20 protein-coding genes and 1 pseudogene are annotated in these 23,642 nt (G+C 62.0%); 14 read left to right on the top strand and 7 right to left on the bottom strand.

Going from position 1 to position 23,642, the window contains the following annotated elements; genetic code table 11:
• Positions 1-70 precede the first annotated feature (70 nt).
• From QAZ22_RS30235 to QAZ22_RS30200, 8 genes are all read left to right on the top strand, one after another.
• Positions 71-1,150 (top strand): Gfo/Idh/MocA family oxidoreductase, encoded by a 1,080-nt coding sequence (locus tag QAZ22_RS30235; RefSeq protein WP_278204570.1) that lies wholly within the window; start codon positions 71-73, stop codon positions 1,148-1,150.
• Positions 1,150-1,977 carry a sugar phosphate isomerase/epimerase gene (locus QAZ22_RS30230; RefSeq protein ID WP_278204569.1) on the top strand — a complete coding sequence of 276 codons (828 nt, stop codon included), beginning with the start codon at positions 1,150-1,152 and terminating at the stop codon, positions 1,975-1,977. Before QAZ22_RS30235 ends, QAZ22_RS30230 begins: the two co-directional genes overlap by 1 nt.
• Positions 1,974-2,792 (top strand): alpha/beta hydrolase, encoded by an 819-nt coding sequence (locus tag QAZ22_RS30225; protein WP_278204568.1) that lies wholly within the window; start codon positions 1,974-1,976, stop codon positions 2,790-2,792. The genes QAZ22_RS30230 and QAZ22_RS30225 overlap by 4 nt, the downstream gene beginning before the upstream one ends.
• Complete coding sequence (locus QAZ22_RS30220; RefSeq protein WP_278204567.1) at positions 2,789-3,748, top strand: ROK family protein; 960 nt, start codon at positions 2,789-2,791, stop codon at positions 3,746-3,748. Before QAZ22_RS30225 ends, QAZ22_RS30220 begins: the two co-directional genes overlap by 4 nt.
• Positions 3,745-4,485, top strand: a complete 741-nt coding sequence (locus QAZ22_RS30215) for an ATP-binding cassette domain-containing protein (protein WP_278204566.1) — start codon at positions 3,745-3,747, stop codon at positions 4,483-4,485. Before QAZ22_RS30220 ends, QAZ22_RS30215 begins: the two co-directional genes overlap by 4 nt.
• Before the next feature lie 20 nt (positions 4,486-4,505).
• Positions 4,506-5,510 (top strand): ABC transporter permease, encoded by a 1,005-nt coding sequence (locus QAZ22_RS30210; RefSeq protein WP_278204565.1) that lies wholly within the window; start codon positions 4,506-4,508, stop codon positions 5,508-5,510.
• Between the two features lie 78 nt (positions 5,511-5,588).
• Positions 5,589-6,596, top strand: coding sequence for a sugar-binding protein (locus QAZ22_RS30205; RefSeq protein WP_278204564.1), 1,008 nt, complete (start codon positions 5,589-5,591; stop codon positions 6,594-6,596).
• A gap of 554 nt (positions 6,597-7,150) precedes the next feature.
• Positions 7,151-7,819: an MFS transporter gene (locus QAZ22_RS30200; protein ID WP_278204563.1), complete on the top strand. Its 669-nt coding sequence runs from the start codon at positions 7,151-7,153 to the stop codon at positions 7,817-7,819.
• Between the two features lie 284 nt (positions 7,820-8,103).
• Here QAZ22_RS30200 and QAZ22_RS30195 read toward each other — a convergent pair whose 3' ends face one another.
• The gene (locus tag QAZ22_RS30195; RefSeq protein ID WP_278204562.1) at positions 8,104-8,835 is read right to left on the bottom strand and encodes an SDR family oxidoreductase; all 732 of its coding nucleotides are present in this window, start codon (positions 8,833-8,835) and stop codon (positions 8,104-8,106) included.
• A 310-nt stretch (positions 8,836-9,145) separates the two neighbouring features.
• On the opposite strand from QAZ22_RS30195, the gene QAZ22_RS30190 reads away from it, so the two are divergent.
• Positions 9,146-9,511, top strand: coding sequence for a VOC family protein (locus QAZ22_RS30190; RefSeq protein ID WP_278204561.1), 366 nt, complete (start codon positions 9,146-9,148; stop codon positions 9,509-9,511).
• Between the two features lie 384 nt (positions 9,512-9,895).
• On the opposite strand, the gene QAZ22_RS30185 is transcribed toward QAZ22_RS30190, so the two are convergent.
• The 4 genes from QAZ22_RS30185 to QAZ22_RS30170 form a co-directional block, all read right to left on the bottom strand.
• Positions 9,896-10,456: a YdeI/OmpD-associated family protein gene (locus QAZ22_RS30185; protein WP_278204560.1), complete on the bottom strand. Its 561-nt coding sequence runs from the start codon at positions 10,454-10,456 to the stop codon at positions 9,896-9,898.
• Between the two features lie 78 nt (positions 10,457-10,534).
• The gene (locus QAZ22_RS30180; protein ID WP_278204559.1) at positions 10,535-12,829 is read right to left on the bottom strand and encodes a mechanosensitive ion channel family protein; all 2,295 of its coding nucleotides are present in this window, start codon (positions 12,827-12,829) and stop codon (positions 10,535-10,537) included.
• Positions 12,830-13,331: 502 nt separating this feature from the next.
• Entirely contained in the window at positions 13,332-13,601 is a 270-nt protein-coding gene (locus QAZ22_RS30175; RefSeq protein WP_278207988.1) for a hypothetical protein, read from the bottom strand.
• Between the two features lie 305 nt (positions 13,602-13,906).
• The gene (locus tag QAZ22_RS30170; RefSeq protein ID WP_278204558.1) at positions 13,907-14,881 is read right to left on the bottom strand and encodes a helix-turn-helix domain-containing protein; all 975 of its coding nucleotides are present in this window, start codon (positions 14,879-14,881) and stop codon (positions 13,907-13,909) included.
• 217 nt (positions 14,882-15,098) lie between these two features.
• Between QAZ22_RS30170 and QAZ22_RS30165 the strand changes: the two genes are divergently transcribed.
• The 4 genes and pseudogenes from QAZ22_RS30165 to QAZ22_RS30150 form a co-directional block, all read left to right on the top strand.
• On the top strand, positions 15,099-15,893 hold the full coding sequence (locus tag QAZ22_RS30165; protein WP_278204557.1) for a hypothetical protein: 795 nt from the start codon (positions 15,099-15,101) through the stop codon (positions 15,891-15,893).
• 458 nt (positions 15,894-16,351) lie between these two features.
• Positions 16,352-17,854, top strand: coding sequence for an arylsulfatase (locus tag QAZ22_RS30160; protein WP_278204556.1), 1,503 nt, complete (start codon positions 16,352-16,354; stop codon positions 17,852-17,854).
• A gap of 38 nt (positions 17,855-17,892) precedes the next feature.
• Positions 17,893-18,852: a formylglycine-generating enzyme family protein gene (locus QAZ22_RS30155; RefSeq protein WP_278204555.1), complete on the top strand. Its 960-nt coding sequence runs from the start codon at positions 17,893-17,895 to the stop codon at positions 18,850-18,852.
• A gap of 49 nt (positions 18,853-18,901) precedes the next feature.
• Positions 18,902-19,114 (top strand): annotated as a pseudogene (locus QAZ22_RS30150) (alpha/beta hydrolase); the annotation flags it as partial.
• 211 nt (positions 19,115-19,325) lie between these two features.
• Here the strand turns inward: QAZ22_RS30150 and QAZ22_RS30145 are convergent.
• The gene (locus QAZ22_RS30145) at positions 19,326-20,234 is read right to left on the bottom strand and encodes a LysR family transcriptional regulator (RefSeq protein WP_278204554.1); all 909 of its coding nucleotides are present in this window, start codon (positions 20,232-20,234) and stop codon (positions 19,326-19,328) included.
• A gap of 110 nt (positions 20,235-20,344) precedes the next feature.
• Between QAZ22_RS30145 and QAZ22_RS30140 the strand changes: the two genes are divergently transcribed.
• Positions 20,345-20,824 carry a cupin domain-containing protein gene (locus QAZ22_RS30140; RefSeq protein ID WP_278204553.1) on the top strand — a complete coding sequence of 160 codons (480 nt, stop codon included), beginning with the start codon at positions 20,345-20,347 and terminating at the stop codon, positions 20,822-20,824.
• 500 nt (positions 20,825-21,324) lie between these two features.
• On the opposite strand, the gene QAZ22_RS30135 is transcribed toward QAZ22_RS30140, so the two are convergent.
• Positions 21,325-23,628: a mannose-1-phosphate guanylyltransferase/mannose-6-phosphate isomerase gene (locus QAZ22_RS30135; RefSeq protein ID WP_278204552.1), complete on the bottom strand. Its 2,304-nt coding sequence runs from the start codon at positions 23,626-23,628 to the stop codon at positions 21,325-21,327.
• Positions 23,629-23,642 lie beyond the last annotated feature (14 nt).

Here is a 23,642-nt window from a genome sequence, read left to right as displayed (position 1 = left end):
GCCTTGACGTGACGCGGTTTGTGATATTTGTTTTTGTATAAGACAAAAACAAATATCAGGGAGATAGCCTGTGCCCGTCAAGAAAGACGACCGTTGCCTGCGCATTGGTATCCTCGGTTGCGGACCGATATCCCAGTTCGCGCATCTGGAATCGGCGCAGAAGGGCAGGAACGTCGTCTTGCAGGCCGTCTGCGACGCCGATGTCGATCTGGCGCGGCGTTTCGGCTCCTTCTACGACGCGATCAGCATCTACAACGACTATGACCGCATGCTTGCCGACGCAAAAGTCGAGGCGGTCGTCATCGGCATTTCCGATGCCTTCCACGTTCCGGCGGCAATCAAGGCTCTTTCGGCCGGCAAGCACGTTCTCTGCGAAAAGCCGATCGCCATGTCGGTCGAGGAGGCGGAGGAACTGAAGGCCCATGTCGAGCGCACCGGCCTGGTGCTGCAGATCGGCCATATGCTGCGTTTCGACCCCGGTATCCAGGCGGCGCACGAGTTCGCCACCAGCGAGATGGGCTCGCTGCTGGCGCTGAAGGCCTGGTACTGCGATTCCACTCATCGCTACACCATGACCGATGCCGTGCAGCCGGTGCCGAGGACCGGCGCCAAGGCATTGAAGCCGGCCGGGGACCAGAAAGCCGACCGCCAGCGCTATTTCATGCTGGCGCATGGCAGCCATCTCGTCGATCTCGCGCGTTATCTGGCCGGGCCGATCAAGTCGGTCCAGGCGCGTCTGCTCGAACGCTTCGGCGCCCATTGCTGGTTCGTCGACACGGAATTCGAAAACGGCGCGCTCGGCCATCTCGATCTGACGCTGCCGGTCCGGATGGATTGGCACGAGGGCTTCCAACTCTATGGCGAGAACGGCAGCGCCACCGGCAAGATCTTCAATCCCTGGTACTATAAGTCGAGCGAGGTCGACATCTTTCGCGAAAGCAGCGCTTCCTCCGAGCGCGTGCTTGGCGCCGACGGCCATTTCTACCGCCGCCAGCTCGAAGGCTTCGCCGACGTCGTCCTGAACGGCACGCCGATGAACGGCGCTTCGATCGAGGATGGCGTCGCCTCCGTCCGCGCCATGGTGGCGATCGGCCAGTCGGTGCGCAGCGGCAAGCCCGTCGATCTGGCGGACGCCTCGGGGCCGGTCTGATGTATCCCGCGATCTTTGCCCGGACCTATCCGCTCGGCACCGTCGACGAGCTACTCTCGGCAATTGGGCAGGACGGCTATGAGGGCATGCAATTCAACCTGTCGTGCCTGGGTTTGGCCAGCCTTCCGGACTCCGTCCCTGCCGGTGAGTTGAAAGCGTTTGACGAGGCTGCCCGCAAGCACGGCCTGGCGATCGCTGGTCTCTCCGGCACCTACAACATGGCTCATCCCGACGTGGCGGTGCGCCGTGCCGCCCGTGCCCGCTTCGACAACGTCGTCGCCGCCGCGCCGCTGCTCGGCGCGCCGATCGTGACGCTGTGCACCGGTTCGCGCAACGCCGACGACATGTGGGCAGCCCACCCCGACAACGCCTCGCCGTCCGCCTGGGCCGACATGCGCGCCGAACTCGATGCGGCGCTCGAGCTTGCCGCGAAGCACGACGTCAGGCTCGGCATCGAGCCCGAGCCCGGCAATGTCGTCGCCGATGCCGTTCTCGCGCGCCGGATCCTCGACGAGGTCGGGAACCCGCGCCTCGGCATCATCCTCGACGCCGCCAATCTCGTCGGCGATAGGCTGAGCGACCAGGCCCGCGTCATGGAAGAGGCGGTGGACCTGCTCGGCGAGCACATCATCCTGGCGCATGCCAAGGATGTCGAACGCGCCGGCGCGGTGGTCGCCACCGGGGCCGGCGCCGTCGACATCCACCGGTTCCTGCGGCTCTTACGCTCCTGCGGCTACGGCCAGGCAGTGGTCGCGCATGGCTTCCAGCACAAGGATGCAGCCGCGTCGGGAGCAACTCTGCGCGCGCTTCTTGAGGACGTGTCATGACCGTCGGTACCTTCACCACCGCCGACGATTGCGCGCTGACCTTCGATGTCGCGGGTAAAGGACAGCCGGTGCTGTGGCAGCATGGGCTCGGCGCGCCCCTCGACCAGCCGGTCGAGGTGTTCCCCGAAAACACCGGCCTGCAGCGCATCACGCTGATGTGCCGGGGCCATGGCGCCTCTTCGCTTGGCGACCCCTCACGCCTTTCGATCGCGCAATTCGCCGACGATGCGCTGGCGTTGCTCGACCATCTCGGCATCGAGCAGGCGGCGGTCGGCGGCATCTCGCTTGGCGCGGCAATTTCGCTGCGGGTGGCAAGCTTTCATGCACGGCGCGTGGCAAAGCTGGTGCTGGCGCGGCCGGCTTGGGTGGACACACCTTCCATCGAGCGTCAGCACGGCTATCACGTCGCGGCGCAATATCTCGAAACATATGGCACCGAGGAAGGCGCGGAGCGTTTTCGCGTCTCGCCGGAGTTCCTCGAGGTCATGGCGGCCTCGCCGGACAACGCTGTTTCGCTCATCGGTTTCTTCAAGCGCCCGCGGCCCGATACCACGATAGCGCTTCTGTCGCGCATTCCGCTCGACTCACCGGGCGTGAGCCGGGCCCAAATCGCGACGATCCGGCAGCCGGCACTGATCATCGGCAATGACCAGGACTACGTCCACCCGCTCGCCTACGCGCGCGAGCTGGCAGGCCTCATCCCGGGCGCCCGGCTGGCCGAGATCACATCGAAGACGATCGACCGCGCGGCCTACGTCGCCGAGTTCCGCGATGCGTTGGCGGGCTTCCTTCCGGACAGGGGAGGCGACCGATGACGCGAGCCTCGATCCGCTCGATCCTGGTTGTCGATGTCGGCGGCACCTCGGTCAAATGCGGCATGGTCGTCGACCGTGTTCCGCAGGCCGGCGAACGGCTCTTCCCGTCCGCCTTGCTGCGCAACGCCAATCCGGTCGGCAGCTTCGCCAGGCTCGTCAGGGAGTTCTGCGCCGAGGCCGGCCTCGCCCCCGACCTGATGGTCTCGACCGTTCCGGGCTTCATCGACATCGACGGCGACCGTGTCCTCTTCGCCGGCAATGTGCCCGAGCTCAACGGCCATCATCTGGCGAGCGAGCTTGGCGACGTGCTCGGCTTACCCGTCATCATCGAACGCGACTCCGTGCTGGTGCTGGCCGGCGAGGTGATCGCGGGCGCCGCGAAAGGCGCCGACAGCGTGCTCGGCCTGTTCTTCGGCACCGGCGTCGGCGGCGCCTTCCTGCAGGGCGGCGAAGCGTTTCGCGGCGGCGGCTGGGCGCTGGAAATCGGCCATATGCCTTTCGGCAATGAGGGCAGGACGCTGGAGGGGCTGCGCACCGACTGCCTGGAAACCTACGTTTCAGGCCGCGCACTGGAAGTGATTGCCGAGAGATACGGCGTTCCCGTCACCCAGGTTTTTGTCCAGTCCCGGAGCATCCCGGGGCTTGGCGCCGACATCGACCGCTTCGTGCGCGATCAGGCACTCGCAATAGGCACGGCGGTGGCGCTGTTTTCCCCGGCCACGATCGTGCTCGGGGGAGGGGTCTGCGCGATCGAAGCCTTCCCGCGCCGGCACCTGGAAGAACTGGTGGCGCTGCGCGCGCCCTTCGCCGAGACGGGCCGCCCGATGGATCTGCGCTGGGCCGGGCTCGGCTGGCGCGCCGTCCTCTATGGCGGCCTCAAGGCCGCCGACGACTATGCCGCGGCGCGATCCATGCCGGCATCGCAAGCGAAGCAAGAACGGGAGTCCCTGCCATGAGCCTGTTGGAGCTGAAGAACATCTCGCGCCAGTTCGGCGCCATCCACGCCGTCGAGGACGTGTCGTTCAAGATCGAGCCCGGCGAGATCGTCGGCCTGATGGGCGACAACGGCGCCGGCAAGTCGACGCTGGTCAAGATGATCGCCGGCAACTTCCCGGCCTCGTCCGGCAAGATGACCTTCGACGGCAAGGAAGTGCAGTTCAGCCAGCCGTCCGACGCCCGTCGCGCCGGCATCGAGATCGTCTACCAGGACCTGGCGCTCTGCGACAATCTGAGCGCCGCCGCCAACGTCTTCCTCGGCCGCGAGATCATGCGCTCGGTCGGCCCGTTCAAATTCCTCGACCACCGCAAGATGCGCGAGCGCGCCGCCGAGCTGTTCCGCGAACTGCAGTCGGAGACGCGGCCGCGCGATGTGGTCAAGCGTATGTCGGGCGGCCAGCGCCAGGCCGTCGCCATCGCCCGCACCCGCCTGGCCGACGCCAAGCTGGTGTTGATGGACGAGCCGACCGCCGCGATCTCGGTGCGCCAGGTCGCCGAGGTGCTGGCGCTGATCAAGCGCCTCAAGGAGCGCGGCGTCGCCGTCATCCTGATCTCGCACCGCATGCCCGACGTGTTCGGCGTATGCGAGCGCATCATGGTGCTGCGGCGCGGCCATCTGGTCGCCAACAAGCTCGCTTCGACCAGCTCGCCCGAGGAAATCACCGCCTTGATCGTCGGCGCCAAGGCCGCGGCCTAAGGCAACAGGGGAGGGATGAGATGAACAAGTCTCCGGACGCAAGCAACCTGGATTCGGTCTTCAACCTGTCGGAACGCAGCAAGCTCGGCGAGATGCTGCGCAGCCAGGAATTCTGGATCGTCGTCGCGGTGCTGATCATCGGCGCCGTGGTCGGCATGATCGCGCCGCGCTTCCTCACCGGCGCCAACATGGCCAACATCCTGCAGAATTTCTGCTTCACGGCGTTGATGGCGATCGGCATGACGCCGGTGATCATGACCGGCGGCATCGACATCTCCGTCGGCTCCACGCTCGGCCTGACCGGCGTGCTGCTCGGCTTGTTCTGCGCCAGCGGCTATCCTTTTGCCGTGGTCGTCTTGTTCGTGCTTCTCGTCGGCGCGTTCGTCGGCATCGTCAACGGCGCGCTGGTCTCATACCTGAAGCTGCCGCCCTTCATCGTCACGCTCGGCATGATGAGCCTGGTGCGCTCTCAAACCTTGGTCGTCACAAACAACCAGGTCGTCTACGATTTCGGCAAGGCCGGCGACACGCTGCTGGCGCTCGGCAGCGGCTCCTTCCTCGGCGTGCCGAATGTGCTGTGGGCGGTGATCGTCTCGGCCGTCGCCATGCAGTGGCTCCTGTCGATGACCAAATGGGGCCGCTACGTGCGTGCCATCGGCGGCAATGAAAACGCCGCGCGCCTTTCCGGCATACCGGTCGACCGCGTCAAGGTTTCGACCTACGCGCTGCTCGGCGCCATGACCGGCATGACCGCCATCTTCCTCGTCGGCTGGATGGGCGCCGCCACCAACGCGCTCGGCCAGGGCCAGGAGCTGCAGGTCATCGCCGCGACCGTCATCGGCGGCGCCAACCTGCTCGGCGGCTTCGGCACGTCCTTCGGCGCCGTCATCGGCTCGGTGCTGATCGAAGTGATCCGCAACGCCCTGCTGCTCGCCGGCGTGAACCCCTTCTGGCAGGGCACCTTCGTCGGCCTCTTCATCCTGTTCGCGGTACTGCTTGAACGGTTCCGCTCCACCCGCGCCTAGGACCCGTCCGGACAGGCAGGTGGCCTGTCCGGCAGGTTCGCGCACTTTCGTGCACATAACATCAGAGAGGAGAAAACCATGAGACGCATCAACAGACTGACCGCCCGAATGGGCGCGACCGTGCTCGCCGCGGCGTTCGCCGCTGGCATCAATGCAGCGCCGGCTTCGGCCGAGACCTATGCGGTGATCGTCAAGACGGTGAACGACGTCTTCAGCGCTCCGGTCAAGGAGGGCTGCGAGAAGGCCGCCAAAGACCTCGGCGTCGAGTGCTATTATATCGGCCCGTCGGAGGTGAACGAGGCCCAGCAGCTCCAGGTCATCAACGACGTGCTGACCAAGGGCGTCGACGGCATCGCGGTCTCCGCGACCAATCCGAAGTCCGTGGCCCGGCTGCTGGAAAAGGCCAAGGCCGCCGGCATCCCGATCGTGACCTTCGATGGCGACCTGCTGCAGGAAGACGCTGGCCTGCGCTCGACCTTCATCGGCACCGACAACCACAATTTCGGCGTGGAGCTCGCGAAGAAGGTCGTCGAATACAAGCCGAAGGGCGGCACGGTCTGCATCCAGACCGGCACGGCCGGCTCGCTCAATCTCGACCTGCGCGTCCAGGGCATTCGCGACACGCTGGCCAATGTCTCCAAGGACAAGCCGGTGAAGCGTCTTGCCGGCGAGAACGGCTGGACCGAGGTCGACGGCTGCCCGATCTACAACAATGACAACATCAGCCTCGCCGCCCAGCAGATGAACGACGTGCTGGTCGCCAATCCCAAGCTCGACGCCTTCGTGGCCGTCGGCGGCTGGGCGCAATACGCGCCGTCGGCCTACCGCCAGGCGGTCGGCCGCGTGAAGGACCGCGTCGATTCCAAGGACCTCGTCATCTCCTTCGGCGACGCCTTCGCGCCGCAGCTGCCGCTGCTCAAGGATGGGCTTGCCCACTACCTCGTCGGTCAGAGCCCATACAATATGGGCTACAAGTCGATCGAGGCGCTGCACGACCTGAAGCAGGGCAAGACGGTGCCCCCCTATATCGACACCGGCTTCGTCAAGTGCACGCCCGACATGGCCGACACCTGCGGCAAGAACTGACAAAACCGGCTTGGTGGGAGTCTTCACGCTCCCGCCAAGCCCGGCTTAGGTACTTGTTAGCGAGGTGGCGGGTCGAACGATCGAACTTCATCTCGGCCCACAAATGCTCGGCGACCAACATAACTGTCGTGTTAATAGCCTACAGAGCAGCTCGCCAAAGTTGATTCAAGAAGCCCGGCCAGCCACTCGCCGGCCGCAGTTCTGCTGCGGAATGGCGGTTTCGCGCCCAATCTCAGTCGTTCCGCCCGGGGGCAGAGGCAACCGAAAGCGGCCGCGCGTTCAAATCCACCTCTTGGTAACGGCAAAACGAACCCCAAGAACCCATCGACTAGAGGCGTCGACCGTCGAGTTCCTTTCAACGAGAGGAACTCGCCATGCTACCCTGTCGACCGATGCACCAATCTCTCCGCTTCCCTAGCGCATGCAACACGACACGCTCACGCGTGGCCGGGGCTGCCATACTAAGCAGGACTAGGTTCGTCACGTTCGACGCTTCATTGTGTTCCTTGGCCACTCCATTTGCCACCGGTTGCTTTTTGCGCGAGGATTTAAGGATGGCCGAGGGTGCCGAGGGGAACACTCTATTGGACGATGACAGGCCTAACACGGAACAGAATGTTTCTACGGCTGCCAGTTGGTACACGGTCATCGTTCTGTGCCTTGCCTTGCTGATTTCCTTCACCGACCGACTCGTCATCAATCTCGTGGTCGATCCCATTCGCGCAGATCTGATTTTGACGGACTTTGAGGTGAGCCTGCTGCAAGGCGCCGGATTTGCCGTGATCTTCGCCCTGGCAACTTTACCGTGCGGCCGGCTCGCCGATTGGGCTAACCGCCGCAATGTAATCATGACCGGCATTGCGCTCTGGTCCGTAGCGACGATTGCCTGTGGGGTCGCTGGCGACTTCCGGAGCTTTTTTGCCGCGAGGGTCGCGGTGGGCCTCGGCGAGGCGGCGCTGATCCCGGCAGCCTCGGCGCTGATTTTCGACAGCTTTTCTTCCCGACGGCGCGGTATTGCGCTCGGGATATTTTCGCTCGGCGCGGCGTTCGGCACAGGCGTCGCAATGTTCGTTGGGGGCGGGCGCCTGCGTCAAGTGAAACGCCTATCCTCCAGTGGTTGGAGGATTTTTGATGCAGACTTTGCCCATTCGCGTAGGTCTCCGATCCTGCCAACGCTGACGGTACTTTTGGGTGTGACATGGGTTTGGACGTCAGACCTGTAATGGCGCACAAGAGCCGATAATAGTCGATAGATGGTCCGCGGCGCTGGGCGGAAATTCTTAAACGAAATCAGGATTGTAAATTCCTGACGGGTCCCGAGCCGGTAGTATTTGAATGGAAAAATATTTTCTGCAATGAATTCAGATGGTTGTTATGGCGCCGGACAATCGAGTGGGAATGAGCGGGGAGTATTGCAGCGTAAATTTGAATAGTGCTGGATATCGTAGGCGGGCACCCGAGCGAACGTAGTCGACAATTGTCGATCGATCTGAGCGCTACGCTCTCTTCACGGTCTGATACTTTTGTCGCCATAACCGCCCCATGCAGCCGGCGCGCTTGCGGCCTGCGCCGATTGGGCAGGATCGAGCGCAGTATTCCACTTCGCGGCGATGAAGCGTCGGCCGGTTACATTGTTCGAATCGTCCGACGCCAGCCATGCAATCGGCGCCGCCATGATTTCAGGCTGCAGCAGGTCTTTTGGGTCCGCAACACCTGCCGCCATCCTCGTTGCAACTGCGCCGCCGGGCAAGAGGACGTTGGCCGTAACCCCCGTCGACTGAAGGGACGTTGCGAGAGCAGCGATGAAGGCTTCTCCCGCCGCCTTGGTCATTCCGTACGCGACATGACCCGGATCGAGCATGGTATCGAGGCTGGTGGAGATGAAGATGATACGACCCCATCTGCGCGCAACCATGCCGGGGACGACCAGTCGGATCAAATTGATCGAGGCAAGGGTGTTGATCTCGAACAACCGCCGCAACTGATCCGGTGTGACGTCGAGCGGTCGTCGTACCGCTGGGTTTGGAATGCCTGCATTGCTGACTAGGATATCGACGCGTCCGAATGCGTGCATGGCGGCATCGACTAGCTCAGCCAGCTCTCGTTCATTGCCGAGATCGGCAGTCTTCACGGCAGCGCGCTCGCCCGCTCCGCTGGCGCGCCGTGTCTCGTCAAGCGACTCAATATCTGTCGACGTCAAAAATACGCGATGGCCTGCGTTCAGCAGAGCCGTCGCCATGACGCGCCCAAGGCCACGTCCTGCACCAGTTACGATAGCTACGCGCTCACTCATAATTCATGCGCCTGATTCATGCGTCGGGTCATGAATGAATGAACGCCTCATCTGAGCGAGGGTTTCCGCAGTTTTTTCGCGCCTGAGACTCGCGCTCGCAATCGCGCGGGCGAAAGAAATCGAGCGACGCGATTCGCAGGCCTTAGAAGGCTATTCTTATCAGCCGGCTGGCCGACTGTTGGCCGTGATCGCCAATGTCAAGGCAACTGCATTCGCATGAGTCCGTTCCCCTTCTATGGTGAAAGGAGAACGGACGATGGCATCCATTCGATACATTGTGACGGACGTTGATAGTTCGGTCGTGTTTTATCGCGATAAACTCGAGTTCGAGGTCGCCATGCACAACCCTGGCAAGTTTGCAGCGCTCATTCGCGATGATCTCACGCTTTACCTTAGCGCTCCCGGGGCAGGCAGTGGGGGAACTGCTGGCGGTAAACCAGAGCCCGGCGGATGGAACCGATTCATGATTGTCACGAAAGACATAGACGCCGTCGTCGGTCGGTTGAACGATATTGGCGCCAAATTCAAAGGAGAAATCAGCGAGGCGGGAGCTGGTCGCGCCAGACTTCTGGAAGATCCGTCGGGCAATCTGGTCGAACTGTTTGAGTTCAAGAAGAAATGAGTGGCGCGCAGATCGTCTACACGATCTCCATGTTCACGCATTTCGCAAAGCCGACTGAATGCAGCTGAGGGAGCTGCCCGGTTTTCATGCCGCGCATGGTCCAACGAGCGACAGTGGACCAAAATCGACCGATCGACGCCGATAGTCTTTGAAACCGAGCAGATCGCGGATCGTCGAAATTCGTGTTTGAAATCAGGAGCGCAAATTTCTGACGGATCGGCGAGACGGCTCTTCGTTGTACGCAGAAATAAATTGCAGTGCCAAATCAGCGCATTACGATGACTCAGAACGATCGATTGGGGAGTAAGGGCACGCAGCGTCGGATACCGTTAAGAAGACTATCACTCGGTACACATCAACAGTTTCACGATCTATCGCCGCTCTCTATCGCCGCTCCAGGAACCCTCGTCCTTCGAAAATCGCAGGCATCGCCTTCTCGATCCGCGCGATCCGTGTCCCAGACTGCTTCGCGCTGGCGAAGTGAAACAGATATCCTCTTTGCCGACCCGGAGTCAGCGCCTCGAACGCGCGCTTGAACCGCGGATCGTTGCGGAACTTCTCCCTCAGCTCCTCAGGCACGGGAACCTCTTGGGGCTTCGTCTCAACCTTCATTCCGGCCTTCTCGGCCGCTACGGCCTCGTGCACGTAGGCCTTGATGGTGTTCGCTTTCGTCGCAATCTCCTTGGCGCTGGTGAACTTCATCACCCGCGCTGCCTGAACCTGCCCGAGCTGCACCAGCAGTTTCTTGGGGTCCTTCAGCAGCGCACCCTGAAAGAAGCCCAGCGCGCAATATTCTTTGAAGCCCTGAATGATGACGATATTTTTTCCAGCCAGCGTGTAGCAGGGCTTTCCCCACTTGCATTCCTCTCTTAGGTCAAACTCGGACAAGATCTTCTGCAGTGCGGCAATCTCGGCCTGCCACCGCTCTCGATACGCCATCTCCATGCCGCACCTCCGTCGCTGTAAGTTCGGCAGCTATCGGCGCGTGGAGTTTGGGGTCAACATCACCTCCGTCACAGCTTCCTACTCCGTTGTGTTGGTTTTCTTCCTGCGCCGATTGGTGTGGGACTGCGCGACGGCCAGTTTCAGCTCGGGTGTGACCTGCAACGGCGCGTTTTCTGCTGCACGTGGGTTCTGTAGCCCCTCGACGTGGACGGTCGGGAATGGCAGTTCGATGCCCTGCTCCTTGAAGACTTGGCGAATGCGTACATAGAATTTTCGTTTCATATTGAAGGCGCCTCCCGGTCTGGTTGTGACCTTGACCCTCAAGACGATGCCGTATTCGCCGAATTCCTGCACGCCCTGCATCTTGATCGGTGAGATCACCCAGTTTTTGAATTCGGGATCTTCCGCCAGTTCGAGGCCGACCCGCTTGATCAGCCTGCGAGCGAAGTCGATATCGGTGTCGTAGCCGACGGTGATGTTGAACTTGTCGGTGACCCAGTCGCGGCTCTGGTTCTGGACTGCTCCGAGTTCACCGAAAGGTATTGTGAACAGCGGGCCACGATGGTGGCGCAGCTTCACCGAGCGCAGCGAGAAGCTCTCCACCGTTCCAACATAACGGCCGGATGTAATGTATTCGCCGACACGAAACGCATCATCGAGCAGAAAAAACACGCCCGAAATCACGTCCTTGACTATGGTTTGAGCTCCAAATCCTACAGCGACGCCGACAACGCCGGCGCCGGCGATCAGCGGGCCGATCTCGATACCCATTGAGGCGAGCATCATCAGCACCGCCATCACGACGATTACCGCCAGCAGAATGTTCTGGATGATCGGCAAGAGCGTGCGCAGCCGCGCCTGCTGCGGATCGAGGATCGGGACCTCCTCGTCGTCGATTACCGCGTGCGGCGTTTCGATGCCCAGCTTTCGTTCGATCAAGGCTTTGATGATCGACCAGCCGAAATCGGCTGCGAGCGCAATGACCATGACATTGATCAAGCCGCGCAATACGACCGTCGTCGTCGTATCGCTGTCCCGCATCGACTGCATGTCCAGGCCCCAGACACGCGCGAGAAAATAAGCCGCCGTCAGGATCAGGATCATCCGGACTCCCCGATCGATGACAGCGATCGTCACCGCCGGGATCGTAGGCCGGCCGGCATCTTCCGAACCCGGCCGCAGGACGAAATTGACCCCGCGCTGCGTCAGCACGACTGCCAAAGGCAGGAAGAATGCGGCGAAGGTAAACCAGAACAATATAGTGAGGCCGGCGATGCGCAGCAGGAACAGGGCGACGAAATAGGATGTCAACAACCATGTCGCTTCCGCGCGGTGGTGCGCACTCTCCTGCTCGATTCTTGGCCGGCGCCAAACGGCAAGCAGCAACAGCAACAGCAGTACCAAATCGGCGCCCGTTGACAGGACCAGCATTCCGTCCCGATCGATGCCGAGACCCGGCAAGAGGATGAAAGCGGCGGCGAAGAAGGCGAAGACGCCGACGATCCGCGGCAGCCAATAGAACCAATGGTCGGCCGTTTCGTTGGTGATCGGCAAAGCCCGAACCTCGACGGCGTTCTCGACCTTCATGAAGGAAGGGACGAGCATGGCTGCGAGGTACATGCGCACACCCGCTGTGACGACTGCAGCCATCAGAAATGTCAGCACGATCTCGCGGATGAGCATTGGCCAGTCGAACAACATGAACGCGCCGGCGCTGCCCAGCGCGAACGAGACGATCAGCAGGCTGGAATAAAGCGTGCGGCCGCCGATCTTCTTGGCCCGCCCGATGGGCGTATCCTTCGGCTGCGCTATGACCCAGAGACGAAACGGACGGGTGAGCCTGTACGTTGCCCAGGTGAGCGCCACGCCGGCAGCGATGAAGATCGCAATCAGCATGAATACGCCGGCCGAGCCCTTGCTGGACATATCGTCCATGGTCTCTGTGCGAACGCGCGCGAACTGAGCTGGCAGCAAGGGCAAAGTCCGTACGATTCGTTCGATGTGATGCTTGATCCGATCGAGCGCCGAGGATGCCATCGTATTCATCTGGCCTGGTGCGGCCGCGGTGTCGGGCGATGCGCCGGCCGGCGAAGCTCCCGCCTCGACAGGCGCTCCCGTCGCCCCGGAGCCCTGCTTTCGTTGTTCGGCCACCCAGGCCTTCACCGACGGATCGTCGAGAAGCTCGAACAGCTGGTTGACCTTTTCAGGCGGGACGGCCGCCGGCGCCTGCGCCAGTGCCGGACCCGCCAACAAGAGGGCGATCCCAAAGACAAGCGGCCTCGCAACCAGAACAAACATTGCAGTCAGATCTCCGAGACGTCGTGCCGGGCGCGCCGAATTCTTGGCTCCCAATCGTCGAATCATGAGCGGCATCGTGCTGCAACCTTCTGGTCGAATTGGCGAGCAACGACATCTATGCCCGTCCCTGCTCCTACCTTGAAGAAACCGATGTTGTGGCGCAAGACGTCGCCGTCGCGGAGCGCGCGACAGATCGCATTAGGGTACACGGACTTAGCGCCCAACGCACCGGCCGGTTCGGTTCGGAGGGATACTAACTACGGGCATGTATGGTCGGCACAACCACTTCATTGTCATCGACAGGAATCTTCATCGTCACGCGCGGTTCCGCCAAGGGTGCATGGTGTGAAGCGCATCGTTGTAAATGATCGCCGATGCAGTACGACCGCTTTTCCGCAACTCGTCAGTTTGGTTACAGAGGTGCCGAGTGACGTGGTGTTCTCAATGACCAGCGGCATCTTCTTGGCACAGCCGAGAACAAGCGTCCGTGCCGTGGACCGATCGAGGCGCCTCTCAAAGTTTCCGCCCTATTGGATGTGATCCACAAAGTTCATCAAGGGATGAGGTCCACTCCCACTCAATGGACGTGGACGACGACGTAACGTCCGCCATAGGGTTGATAATACGTGCTGCCGCAGTGCCAAAGCACGGTGCCGTTGATCGAGGTCTTCACGCACGCCGCCGGGAGCCTGGTCACATAGATGGTCGAACGGCGGATCGTTCGGCGTGTGGTACGCCTCGCAACCCCCGCCACACTGCCTGGTGAGAGCGGATTGCCAACGCGCGCCTGCGCGTCGCCGACGAAAGGAGCGAAGGGTGCGAGGGTATCGACCAGCCCCGCAAACATCAAGGCGACGACTATTCCGGCAGCGCCGGTCAATATAGAGCTAGGTCTCGTCATTATTGCATCCTCCCAATAGCTCACCGCTCCGTGCGTTTATTTTTCCGGCCTACGCAGCCACGCGCCCGACGCAAGCCTGTGCCGAACCGAAATCAAACTAGACCCGCCCCCGACGTAATGGTCAGAGGCGTGTAGTTGGCATTTTAGAATATACTAATTCTCTAGCGCGGCTTCTATCCGGATTGCGCAAATTCCATCGAACTGCTTGCAATGATGACGCGGCGCATTTCTTGGCGCAGGTTGCGCCCCGGTCACGATCTTCCGGCACGCTGGAGAGTTTCCTTGGGAGATTCACCGAAGAAAAGTCGATAGTTCGCGGCGAAGCGACCCAGATGGGTGATCCCCACATCCATAGCGACCGCGGTAACGCTCAAGCCGTCAGCACGTGCCGTGGTAAGGAGCCGTCTGGCTTCGTTGAGGCGGAGTGCTCTGATGAATTCGAGCGGGGTCACAGCAAACGTAGTGCGAAAGGCGTACTCCAGCTGTCGACGGCTTACACCGATTTCCTTGCACAGTCGAACAATGGGTATGTCTTCCTGGATATGAGTGCGAATGAAATCCTCGGCCGCCGATGCTTGTCTCAAATGACGACTCGTGGAGCCGGCTGTCCCGGTCTCACGATTGTCTGCGCCCGCGAAGGCGTCAGCCACCACCCCTAGATATTCCACGAACGCACCCGGAGGCTGCTCCGGCAGAACGGAGGCACTTGCAATTGCCCCGAGGTGGTCCGCCATCGACTTTATCAGGCGTCGGATTCTTTGCGCTTCGTCGATGGCGAGCCGTACTGCCGAGGGGCGATCGCTGATCTGTTCGAGGACTGTTCCCGCGGCAATCGACTGGATTTCCATCCAGGTCGCGGTCGGAACAATGGCGACAGCGTAAGTGAGGCCTGGCCGGACCGTTGCCGTCACGTTGGTGCCGGCAGGAATTGCCAGGATCAAGTCGTCTTCGAGCGGGATGCCGCATATTGTCGACCCACAGGCCCGCTCGACAGCCACCAGCGCCACGGAGCCTGGATCGAAACCGCCATTGGCGCGGAAGGTGCAATTGAATTCTGGCAGGTCGAGCGCCCACTTGCCGGAGGACTGGATTTGCCGAATGCGGGAGGGAAGGTAGCCGGGCGAAAGCCTGTCTATTTTCACCGGCAGACCAGAGGCGGCGCTGGTGAGGTCGTCAGGGCCAAGTTGCACATCCCTGTACGAAGGCGATGATGGCCAGGCGGTCAAGGCACGTCCTTTGCGCAAAGTGGATAGCAGGACGATTGTATTAGATATAGCTTAAGCGCAAATTGCGCGAGATCAATCGGCGTTTTGATACCGCCGGAATGTGGCTTGGCGGGGAATAGAGCGTGCGCCCAAATTGACAGAGCACAATGAGGGGTTCATCAAATACGAAGCAAAGTCTCGACTGGGCGTAGTCGGGCGGCAAATAAAAACGGGGACAATGATGAAGAAACGTCAATTAGCCGCCTTGGCCACGGCAGGAGTACTGGCGTTTGGTGCCGCCAATGCTTTTGCAGCAGACATGACCAAGCCACTGGATGAAGGCTGGACCTTTACCATCGCCCCGTATCTGTGGGCGTCGGGTATCAAGGGCGAAAGCGGCCTCTTCGGATTCCCGCCTCAAGACGTCGATGTGAGCTTCAGCGACGTGCTGAACAACCTCAGATTCGGCTTTATGGGGCTTACGGAAGCTCGCAATGGGCCTTTCACCATCAGCACGGACATTGTGTACGCCAAGCTCAATGCCGACGTCGCCACCCCCAGGGGAATCCTCGCTTCCAATATCGATGCGACGGTGACCACTTTCATGGGCACCGCGCTCGGCGGTTACAGCCTCTATTATCAGGACGGGACGAATTTTGATGTTGTGGCCGGCGCGCGCCTGTGGTCGGCCAACAACCGTTTCGAGTTCCACGGCGGTGCGCTCGACGGTACTTCGGCCAGTGACGGCGACACATGGGTCGATCCGGTGATCGGCGCCAAATTCAAGGCCGACGTTGGTAACGGATTCTACCTGGCCGGCTGGGGTCTCGTCGGTGGCTTCGGCACCGGATCAAAATCGATGTGGGACGTGATGGGCGGCGCCGGCTATCAGTTCAACGACAAGATGTCGATGTTCGTCGGTTATCGGGCCGTGCACGACAATTACAGCCACGACGGCTTCGTGAACAAACTCACCCAGCAAGGTCCAATGCTGGGGTTCACCTATCAATTCTCGCCAGCCCACCCGGGATAACAGCGGATTGACATGAAGTGGTTGGTTCTCGGCGGCGCTTGCGACTGCTGGGAATGAGGATCTGAGCCGTCGCATACCTTTTCATCGGCCGCGCCCGGAACCTTGAATCCGCCTGGCAGGCTCACCCCCCTGGGCGGCTCTCCTATGGCCGGCGATGCCGGTCAGGCTGCCAAAACTTTGCGCAAAGTGGATAGCGGCACGGTTGTACTAGGAATAACCTGGAGCCCGAATAGCGCGAGATCAAAACAGCGCAGGAATATCGCCGACCAACGGCGAGTGGGGATTATGGGCAGGCCGGACCAATTCAGAGACGTGCGCAGAGGGCATCGGGTGCCCCTGAAGCAATCATCTGTTGTGGAGCCGGCGACTGCCTGGCGGGAGAGATGATCGGCGCCAAAAGATCAGACGCGAAATGGTTTTGAGTAGAACGGCGTGAATTAGCAGAGCAGGGGCGTAACATGAGCAACGATCGTGACTTCCCGGCTGAAGCCGGCGTAACTAGCAAAATCACGCGGCGGGACGCATTGATGGCCGGGACGGCGGCAGCCGTTTCACGGATTGCCGCGCCCATCGGTCTGTCCGCGGCGCTTGCTGGCCTCGCCGGTGGTCAGGCGGCGGCAGGGCCATCGCAGCCGAACATCGTCTTCATCGTTGCGGACGATCAGGGTTGGAAAGACATCGGCTACCACGGTTCAGACATCAAGACGCCCAACATCGACAAGCTTGCGGCGGAGGGCGCGAAGCTCGAAGAATATTACGTGCAGCCGATGTGCACACCAACGCGCTGCGCCCTCATGACCGGCCGCTATCCGCTACGCTATGGCATGCAGGTTGGCGTCGTCCCCGCCGCGGGGACCTATGGGCTTCCGCTCGACGAGACGCTTCTTCCGCAAATCCTCAGAGACGCGGGTTATCAAACCGCGATGAGCGGCAAATGGCATCTCGGCCACGCCAAGACGGATTACTGGCCGAAACAGCGTGGGTTCGATTCATTCTACGGGGCGACGGTCGGCGAGATCGACCATTTCAAACATGCTTCGCACGGTATCGCGGACTGGTACCGGAACAACAAGCCGATCAAGGAGCCGGGCTTCGACAACACCCTGTTCGGCCAGGAGGCTGTCCGGGTCATCAACGCTCACGATCAGAAGAAGCCGCTCTTCCTCTACCTCGCCTTCACCGCGCCCCACACGCCGTTCCAGGCTCCGAAGGAATATCTCGACCGGTATAAGAACATCGCCGACGAGAACCGCAGAACCTATGCCGCAATGATCTCGGTGATCGATGACGAGATCGGGAATGTCGTGGCCGCCATCGAGAAGAAGGGGATACGCGACAACACCCTGATCGTTTTCATGAGCGACAATGGTGGCGTCGTCAACTCGATGTTCACGGGCGACTCGAAGGTCAGCGGCAAGCTGCCTGCAGACAATGGCCCCTATCGCGACGGCAAAGGCACCCTCTATGAGGGCGGCACCCGCTCGGTTGCCTTCATGAACTGGCCCGGCAAGATCAAGCCCGGCGTCTTCAATGGCCTTATGCACGTCGTCGACATGTTGCCGACACTGGCTGGGCTGGCCGGCGCCAAGCCTGGCAAGGACAAACCGCTGGACGGCATGGATATGTGGCCGGCCATCAGCGAGGGAAAACCTTCGCCGCGCACGGAGATCGTCTACAATGTCGATCCGATGGCCGGCGCGGTGCGCGAGGGCGAATGGAAACTGTTATGGTCGGCAACGTTGCCGCAAAGGATAGAGCTGTTCAATCTGGCGCAGGACAAATCGGAAGCCACCAATCTGGCCGACAAGTATCCTGACAAAGTCAAGGCGTTGCAGACAAGGATCACCGAGCTCGCAACCCAGATGAAACCCCCGCTGTTGCTGATGGAAGCCGTGCGGCTGACGTACTTCACGCCGCTGGTGACACCAAGCCCGGAAGATATGTTCGCAGCTGGAGATTGAAAGGCGGATGCGCTCTGCCGTTCAGACGAGACCACCCGATGACTGAGGCAGGATTTGCCGCAAAGCCGGCGGTCTCGTCGCACGGCAACATGATTTGGATCCCCGGCGGCGAGTTCCTGATGGGCTCGAACGGCCATTATCCGGAAGAGGCGCCGGCGCACCGCGTCGTCGTCGACGGCTTCTGGATGGATCGCACTACGGTCACGAATGCCGAGTTCAGGCGCTTCGTCGAGGCCAGCGGTTACGTCACGCTGGCCGAGCGCCCGGCAAATGCCGCGGATTACCCTGGAGCCAGCGCTGAATCGTTGGCGCCGGCTTCAGCCTTGTTCGTCAGGCCCTCGCGCGGCATCGATCGCAACAATCACTACAACTGGTGGGCTTATGTGCGCGGCGCCAACTGGCGCCATCCGCGCGGACCCGCCAGCGGCTTGAAGGGGCTCGAAAGCCATCCTGTGGTGCATATCGCCTATGAGGATGCGGAAGCCTATGCCAGTTGGGCAGGGAAGTCGCTGCCGACCGAGGCCGAGTGGGAGTTCGCCGCGCGCGGCGGGCTGGACGGCGCCGAATTCGTGTGGGGCGACGAACTGACCCCCGGCGGCCAGCATATGGCCAACACCTATCAAGGCGAGTTCCCGTTCCGCAACGATTGCGAAGACGGCTACGAATGGACCGCGCCGGTCGGCTCATTTCCGGCGAACGGCTACGGCCTCTACGACATGGCCGGCAATGTCTGGCAGTGGACCACGGACTGGTACCAGGAGCATCGCCTGATCGAGAGCCCCTGTTGCACGATGGAGAATCCGCGCGGCGGCGAGCGCGAGGCGAGCTACGACCCGCTGACGCCCGACATCAGGATTCCGCGCAAGGTGACCAAGGGCGGGTCTTTCTTGTGCGCTCCCAGCTACTGTCGGCGTTACCGCCCGGCTGCTCGTATGGCTCAGCCCGTGGATACGTCCACCTGCCACCTTGGCTTTCGTTGCATCGTGCGTTCGTTGTGAGGGGGCGAGTCTGTGTTCGGCCGGCATCGGCGCACGAGGGACCCTGCATGCTCATAATTCGAACGGCCGGGTTCTCGTCTTCGTGCACGGCTTCAACAACCGGTATGAGGATTCGGTGTTTCGCTTCGCGCAGTTCGTGCATGACTCGCGGGCAAAGGTCGTGCCGATTCTTTTCACATGGCCGTCGCGCGTCAGTGTGCTCGGCCACAACTACGACAAGGAGAGCACCAAATTCTCACGCACCGCATTCGAGCGGACGCTTGGAGCGCAACTCGCTTCCGGCCAAACCCTGACGGACTCGAGAGTGGGTCTTTGGCGACGAGCTGGGCCTGGTCGTTGCCGGCACGGTCGACACGATCGGCATCGCTGCGGCGACGACGTAAGCGCGCCCATTGCGACGGTCGAGGGGAAAACGAACAAACCGCCGCCAGACGACCTGGAGACGATCCTGTAAGTCTGCGGATCGGCCGCCCTCAAAGGCCGTCGTCCCAATAGGGCGTGCGCCCAAAACATCGCGCCAGGTGATCGACGAAGGCGCGCACCTTCATCGACATCAGCCTGTTGCCGGGATAGACGGCGTAGATCGTGCTTGCCGGCAGTTTCCAGGCATCGAGCACGCGCCGCAACGCGCCGGCCCGCAATGCCTCGGCGGCCGCCCAGGTCGGCAGCACGGCAATGCCGATGCCTTGAAGCGCCGACGCGCGCAGAGTCTCGGCGCTGTTGCTGCGGAGATTGCCGCTGACAGCCACCCGCACCTCGCCGCGTTTGCCGGCAAAGCGCCATTCGTCACCCCAGGACAGAAGATCGGTGCAGAGGCAGTTGTGCTTGGCAAGATCGTTCGGCTCGCGCGGCGCTTCATGCTCCTCGAGATAGTCGGGTGCCGCGCAGGCGACGAGCCTTGATGGCGCGAGCTTGCGCACGACAAGGGGCGAGTCCTCCAGCACGCCGATACGGATAGCCAGATCGAGCCCCTCATCGACGAGATTCACATAGGCCGGGCTCAAGGTGATATCGACGGAAAGTTCCGGATAGCGCTTGAGGAACGCCGGGACGGCTGGCGCCACATGCATCCAGCCGAAGCTGTCGGGCGCCGAGATGCGCAGCGTGCCGCGCGGCTCGCGTTGCAGCGCGGTCGCCGCTTGCTCCGCGGCCTCGGCTTCGGCGAGAATCCGCGCGCAGTGACGATAGTAGGCCGCGCCTGCTTCGGTCATCGAGAGACGGCGCGTCGTGCGGTTGAGCAGGCGGATGCCCAGGCGTTGTTCGAGCCGCTGCACGTTGGCGCTCACCGCGGACTTGGAGATTTTGAGATGACGCGCCGCCGCCGAGAAGCTGCCGCTGTCCACGACGCGAGTGAATGCGGCTATACCTTCAAGCGGGTCCATCGGCAGATTGTCCTGAATTCAGGAAAGCGTGTCCACATAATTCCGGCTAATCGGCAGGTCGCAGAAGACCTATCTGTCGACGAGTTGCCTTAACTGCGAAAGGGACCACGATGGATGCCAAAGCTGCAACAGCCGAACCGTTCGTTCGCCAGCCGTCCGCCGGTTCGACGCTCAACGTGCTGGGCGTCACCCATATCTACAAAGCCACAGGCGTCGAAACCGCAGGTTCCTTCTCGCTTTGGGAAGACGTGGTTCCGCCGGGTGCGGGTGCGCCGCCCCATACACATGAGCGCGAGGATGAGGCCTTCTACGTCCTGAGCGGCGAAATTCAGATCGAATTCGAAGGCGAGCCCGCGCCGCGCCGCGTTGGACCGGGCGGTTTCTTCTACGGCGCGCGCCATAGGCGCCATGGCTACCGCAATGTCGGCGACCAGCCGGCGCGCTTGCTGGTTCTGTGCACGCCGAGCCGTGGACTGGACCAGATGTTTGCCGAACTCGAGGCCGCGACCGTCTCCGGCAAGCCGGACATGGCGAAGCTCGCGGCCATCACCGCCAAATACGGCGTCACCCTCGACCAGCCGGCGGCGTGAGCTGAGTTTCAGTCTTATTCGCCGTGGATTGCGTCGCCCGGCGCGCTTCGACAGGCAGACCGACGTCCCTCGAGGTGAAGGGGTTGTTGGCCGGGCGGCCCAGCAGACGCGGGTATGACTTGGAGTGGCCGCTGGGCCTGACCGGCGTCTTGGCGGGCCCGCCGGCTGAGAGGGGAGCTTAGTCATTTTCCTGTAGTTGCTAATTCAGCAAAAAGGGGATGCTCCGGAAGCGTTAGTTCTGGAAAGTGCGTAGTAGCTTTCCGCTGAGATCTACATAAAAACAAATACTTGGAGCGCGTCGACGCTCTGTCGAAAGCTGAACCGGCCCGGCTGTGAGGAAGGGTGTCAACGAGCGGTTCGTTGGTGTCTCGAAGCGGCTGAGCAGCGGCGATGGTCGCGGCGTTGGAGCAACGGGTCGCCCGGACGGATGGCATCGCTCGGCACCCGTTTCGCGACGAATGCGAGACGATAGCCGTCACGACTGTGACTGACTGATCGGCTCAGGCGTAAGCGCGTCTGACGGTCGACTTGCCCGTTTCCGAAACGGCCGGCCGGAACGGCTCGACCTGTCCTCCGGTCTTGTCCAGATACTGCATCAACGCGGTCACCAGATGATAGAAGATGCTTGCAGGGACTTCGGTCGCCACCGATCGCCCGCGCTCGTCGATCCTGTCGATCCACAGGCCTAGCGGCGCCGGATCGATATGCCATCTGAAGAGGCGGGCGACGCGGGCTTCGATCTCGGGTTTCAGGTCGGGCCCGCCAATGCCGTCCAGGGCGGCCGCCGCCTTGACCGCCTCGCATTGCGGCCAGCTTCGGGAGATGCGGTCGAGGGGAATCCCGTTCCGCGACACGGCCGCATAGGCCAGCCCCGTCGCCCTGTTCAACCCGCTGGCGACCGCCGACGAATAGAGTTTTCTCGCATAGGCCACCAGATCCTTCTGCCCGCTTGCCCGAGAGAAGTCGACGAGGAGGGAAGCCCATTCGAAATGGTGCCCCGGCTCGGTCCATTGTCCGTCGGTTCCTGGCGATGGCAACCAATCGGCGTCGAAACGCTCCCCGAGCGTCCAGCTCTCCTGGTCGAAGAAATGGCACCGGAAGAGATCGATGACGCGCGCAGCCCGACGCAGATATGCGCGGTCGCCGGTGACGTCATGCCAGGCAAGGAAGGATTCCAACATGTGCATGTGCGGGTTCGAGAACCGCATCCCGTTCCAACCCGGGCTCTCGAGGAAACCATTCAGGCTGTGATCCTCGAGATAGGCGTCGATGAATTGGAACGTTTCCTGGGCAAGCCGCAAGGCGTCCCGATGGCCGCACCGGTGCGCATGGGCAAGCGCGAGCAGCACGCAGGAATGGTCGTAGGCGTCCTCCGCCGGGTCGGCCACGCTGCCGTTGGGTTGAAGGGTCCGCACCCATCCGCCGCGGTCGGTTCGACCGTTCCTGGCGATGAAGTCGATGCCGTGGTCGATCAGCCTGTCGGCCGGTCCGGTCCAGCCGCGTTCCTTGGCGACCGCGAAAGCGTATATCTGGCGCGCCATCGTTCGCATGCGCTTGGGTTTGCCCAACGGCCTTGCATCGAAGCCGAGGGCCTCATGGAAGCCGCCATGGACATCGTCGACACCCGAGGCGGACCATAGCGGCAAGGTCTCGTCGAAGAGCCAGTGCTCGACCCGCTTGCGCCACGATCCGCTGAGGACGACGCGGTCTTCCGACGCCGTGAACTTCGTCTCGAGACGTCCGCCCTTCTCCAACTGTTCGACGACCTTTTTGACGTTCTGGCTATGGCTGACCGGGGCGACGAATACGGCGTCGGGCGTTGCCACCACCGCCACGTCCTTCATCCCGATGACGGTCAGCAATCTGCCCTGGCTGCGAAGGTAGGAGCCGTCGCAATCCATGGCGACGACGTCGCCCATCACGACGTTGCCGTTGGGGTCGGTCGGGCTCGCTTCGAGCAGCGACTGCCACGATCCAAGGTCGTTCCAGCGGAAGGAAGCCGTGACCATCGCGATGCCGCGCGCATGTTCCATCACCGCGTAATCGATCGATATCGAGGGGACGGCGGAGTAGAAGCTTTGCGGCAGATAGATGCCGCCGACGTCGGTCCGCGCGGCCCGATAGGCCCGCTCGACGGTTTCCCAGATGTCCGGCTGGAATTCGAGGAAGGCCTGCCGCATCGTCTCGGCGCGGAACAGGAAGATGCCGGCATTCCAGTAGTATCTTCCCGAAGAGACGTACTGGCGGGCTGTCTCGGCATCCGGCTTTTCGACAAAGCGCGAGACTGCCGCAACTGCGTCGCCCTTTGCCGTGGCGACCTCGATGTAGCCGTATCCGGTTTCGGGGTGGGTCGGCTTGATGCCGAACACGACGATGTTTCCTGAACTGGCAGCGGCGCTGCCCGCCTCGACGGTTTGCCAGAATTGCGCCTCGGTCGATATCTCATGGTCGGAGGGGACCACGAGCACGAGCGCGTCGCCGCCATGTTCGGAAATCGTCTGCAGGGTGGCCACGGCGACGGCGGCGGCGGTATTGCGGCCGACGGGCTCGAAAATCGGCCTGCCGCCATTCAGGCCGAGCGGGCAGATGTCCGAAACAAGACGGTCGGCATGCCGTTCGGATGCTATCAGGTAGATGGGGGTCTCGCCGTCCGGCCGCGCTTTCAGGCGCCGTACGGTCTTGGCAAGCATCGAGCCGTCGCCCGAAAGGTCGTGGAACTGCTTGGGGTTGTCCTCGCGCGAGAGGGGCCACAGCCGCGAGCCCACGCCCCCGCTCATGACGAAACTTACGATCCGGTCCGGCATGTTGAGTTCCCCTC

The sequence above is a fragment of the Mesorhizobium sp. WSM4906 genome (assembly GCF_029674625.1).
Taxonomy (GTDB): domain Bacteria; phylum Pseudomonadota; class Alphaproteobacteria; order Rhizobiales; family Rhizobiaceae; genus Mesorhizobium.
Note: the sequence above shows the minus strand (reverse complement) of the source record. Positions and strands in the feature narration are given on the sequence as shown.

Coding starts and splice junctions, on each gene's coding strand:
- QAZ22_RS30230 (WP_278204569.1), top strand. CDS start 1,150: ATGTATCCCGCGATCTTTGCCCGGACCTATCCGCTCGGCACCGTCGAC.
- QAZ22_RS30225 (WP_278204568.1), top strand. CDS start 1,974: ATGACCGTCGGTACCTTCACCACCGCCGACGATTGCGCGCTGACCTTC.
- QAZ22_RS30220 (WP_278204567.1), top strand. CDS start 2,789: ATGACGCGAGCCTCGATCCGCTCGATCCTGGTTGTCGATGTCGGCGGC.
- QAZ22_RS30215 (WP_278204566.1), top strand. CDS start 3,745: ATGAGCCTGTTGGAGCTGAAGAACATCTCGCGCCAGTTCGGCGCCATC.
- QAZ22_RS30210 (WP_278204565.1), top strand. CDS start 4,506: ATGAACAAGTCTCCGGACGCAAGCAACCTGGATTCGGTCTTCAACCTG.
- QAZ22_RS30205 (WP_278204564.1), top strand. CDS start 5,589: ATGAGACGCATCAACAGACTGACCGCCCGAATGGGCGCGACCGTGCTC.
- QAZ22_RS30200 (WP_278204563.1), top strand. CDS start 7,151: ATGGCCGAGGGTGCCGAGGGGAACACTCTATTGGACGATGACAGGCCT.
- QAZ22_RS30195 (WP_278204562.1), bottom strand. CDS start 8,835: ATGGCGACGGCTCTGCTGAACGCAGGCCATCGCGTATTTTTGACGTCG.
- QAZ22_RS30190 (WP_278204561.1), top strand. CDS start 9,146: ATGGCATCCATTCGATACATTGTGACGGACGTTGATAGTTCGGTCGTG.
- QAZ22_RS30185 (WP_278204560.1), bottom strand. CDS start 10,456: ATGGAGATGGCGTATCGAGAGCGGTGGCAGGCCGAGATTGCCGCACTG.
- QAZ22_RS30180 (WP_278204559.1), bottom strand. CDS start 12,829: ATGCCGCTCATGATTCGACGATTGGGAGCCAAGAATTCGGCGCGCCCG.
- QAZ22_RS30175 (WP_278207988.1), bottom strand. CDS start 13,601: ATGTTTGCGGGGCTGGTCGATACCCTCGCACCCTTCGCTCCTTTCGTC.
- QAZ22_RS30165 (WP_278204557.1), top strand. CDS start 15,099: ATGATGAAGAAACGTCAATTAGCCGCCTTGGCCACGGCAGGAGTACTG.
- QAZ22_RS30160 (WP_278204556.1), top strand. CDS start 16,352: ATGAGCAACGATCGTGACTTCCCGGCTGAAGCCGGCGTAACTAGCAAA.
- QAZ22_RS30155 (WP_278204555.1), top strand. CDS start 17,893: ATGACTGAGGCAGGATTTGCCGCAAAGCCGGCGGTCTCGTCGCACGGC.
- QAZ22_RS30145 (WP_278204554.1), bottom strand. CDS start 20,234: ATGGACCCGCTTGAAGGTATAGCCGCATTCACTCGCGTCGTGGACAGC.
- QAZ22_RS30140 (WP_278204553.1), top strand. CDS start 20,345: ATGGATGCCAAAGCTGCAACAGCCGAACCGTTCGTTCGCCAGCCGTCC.
- QAZ22_RS30135 (WP_278204552.1), bottom strand. CDS start 23,628: ATGCCGGACCGGATCGTAAGTTTCGTCATGAGCGGGGGCGTGGGCTCG.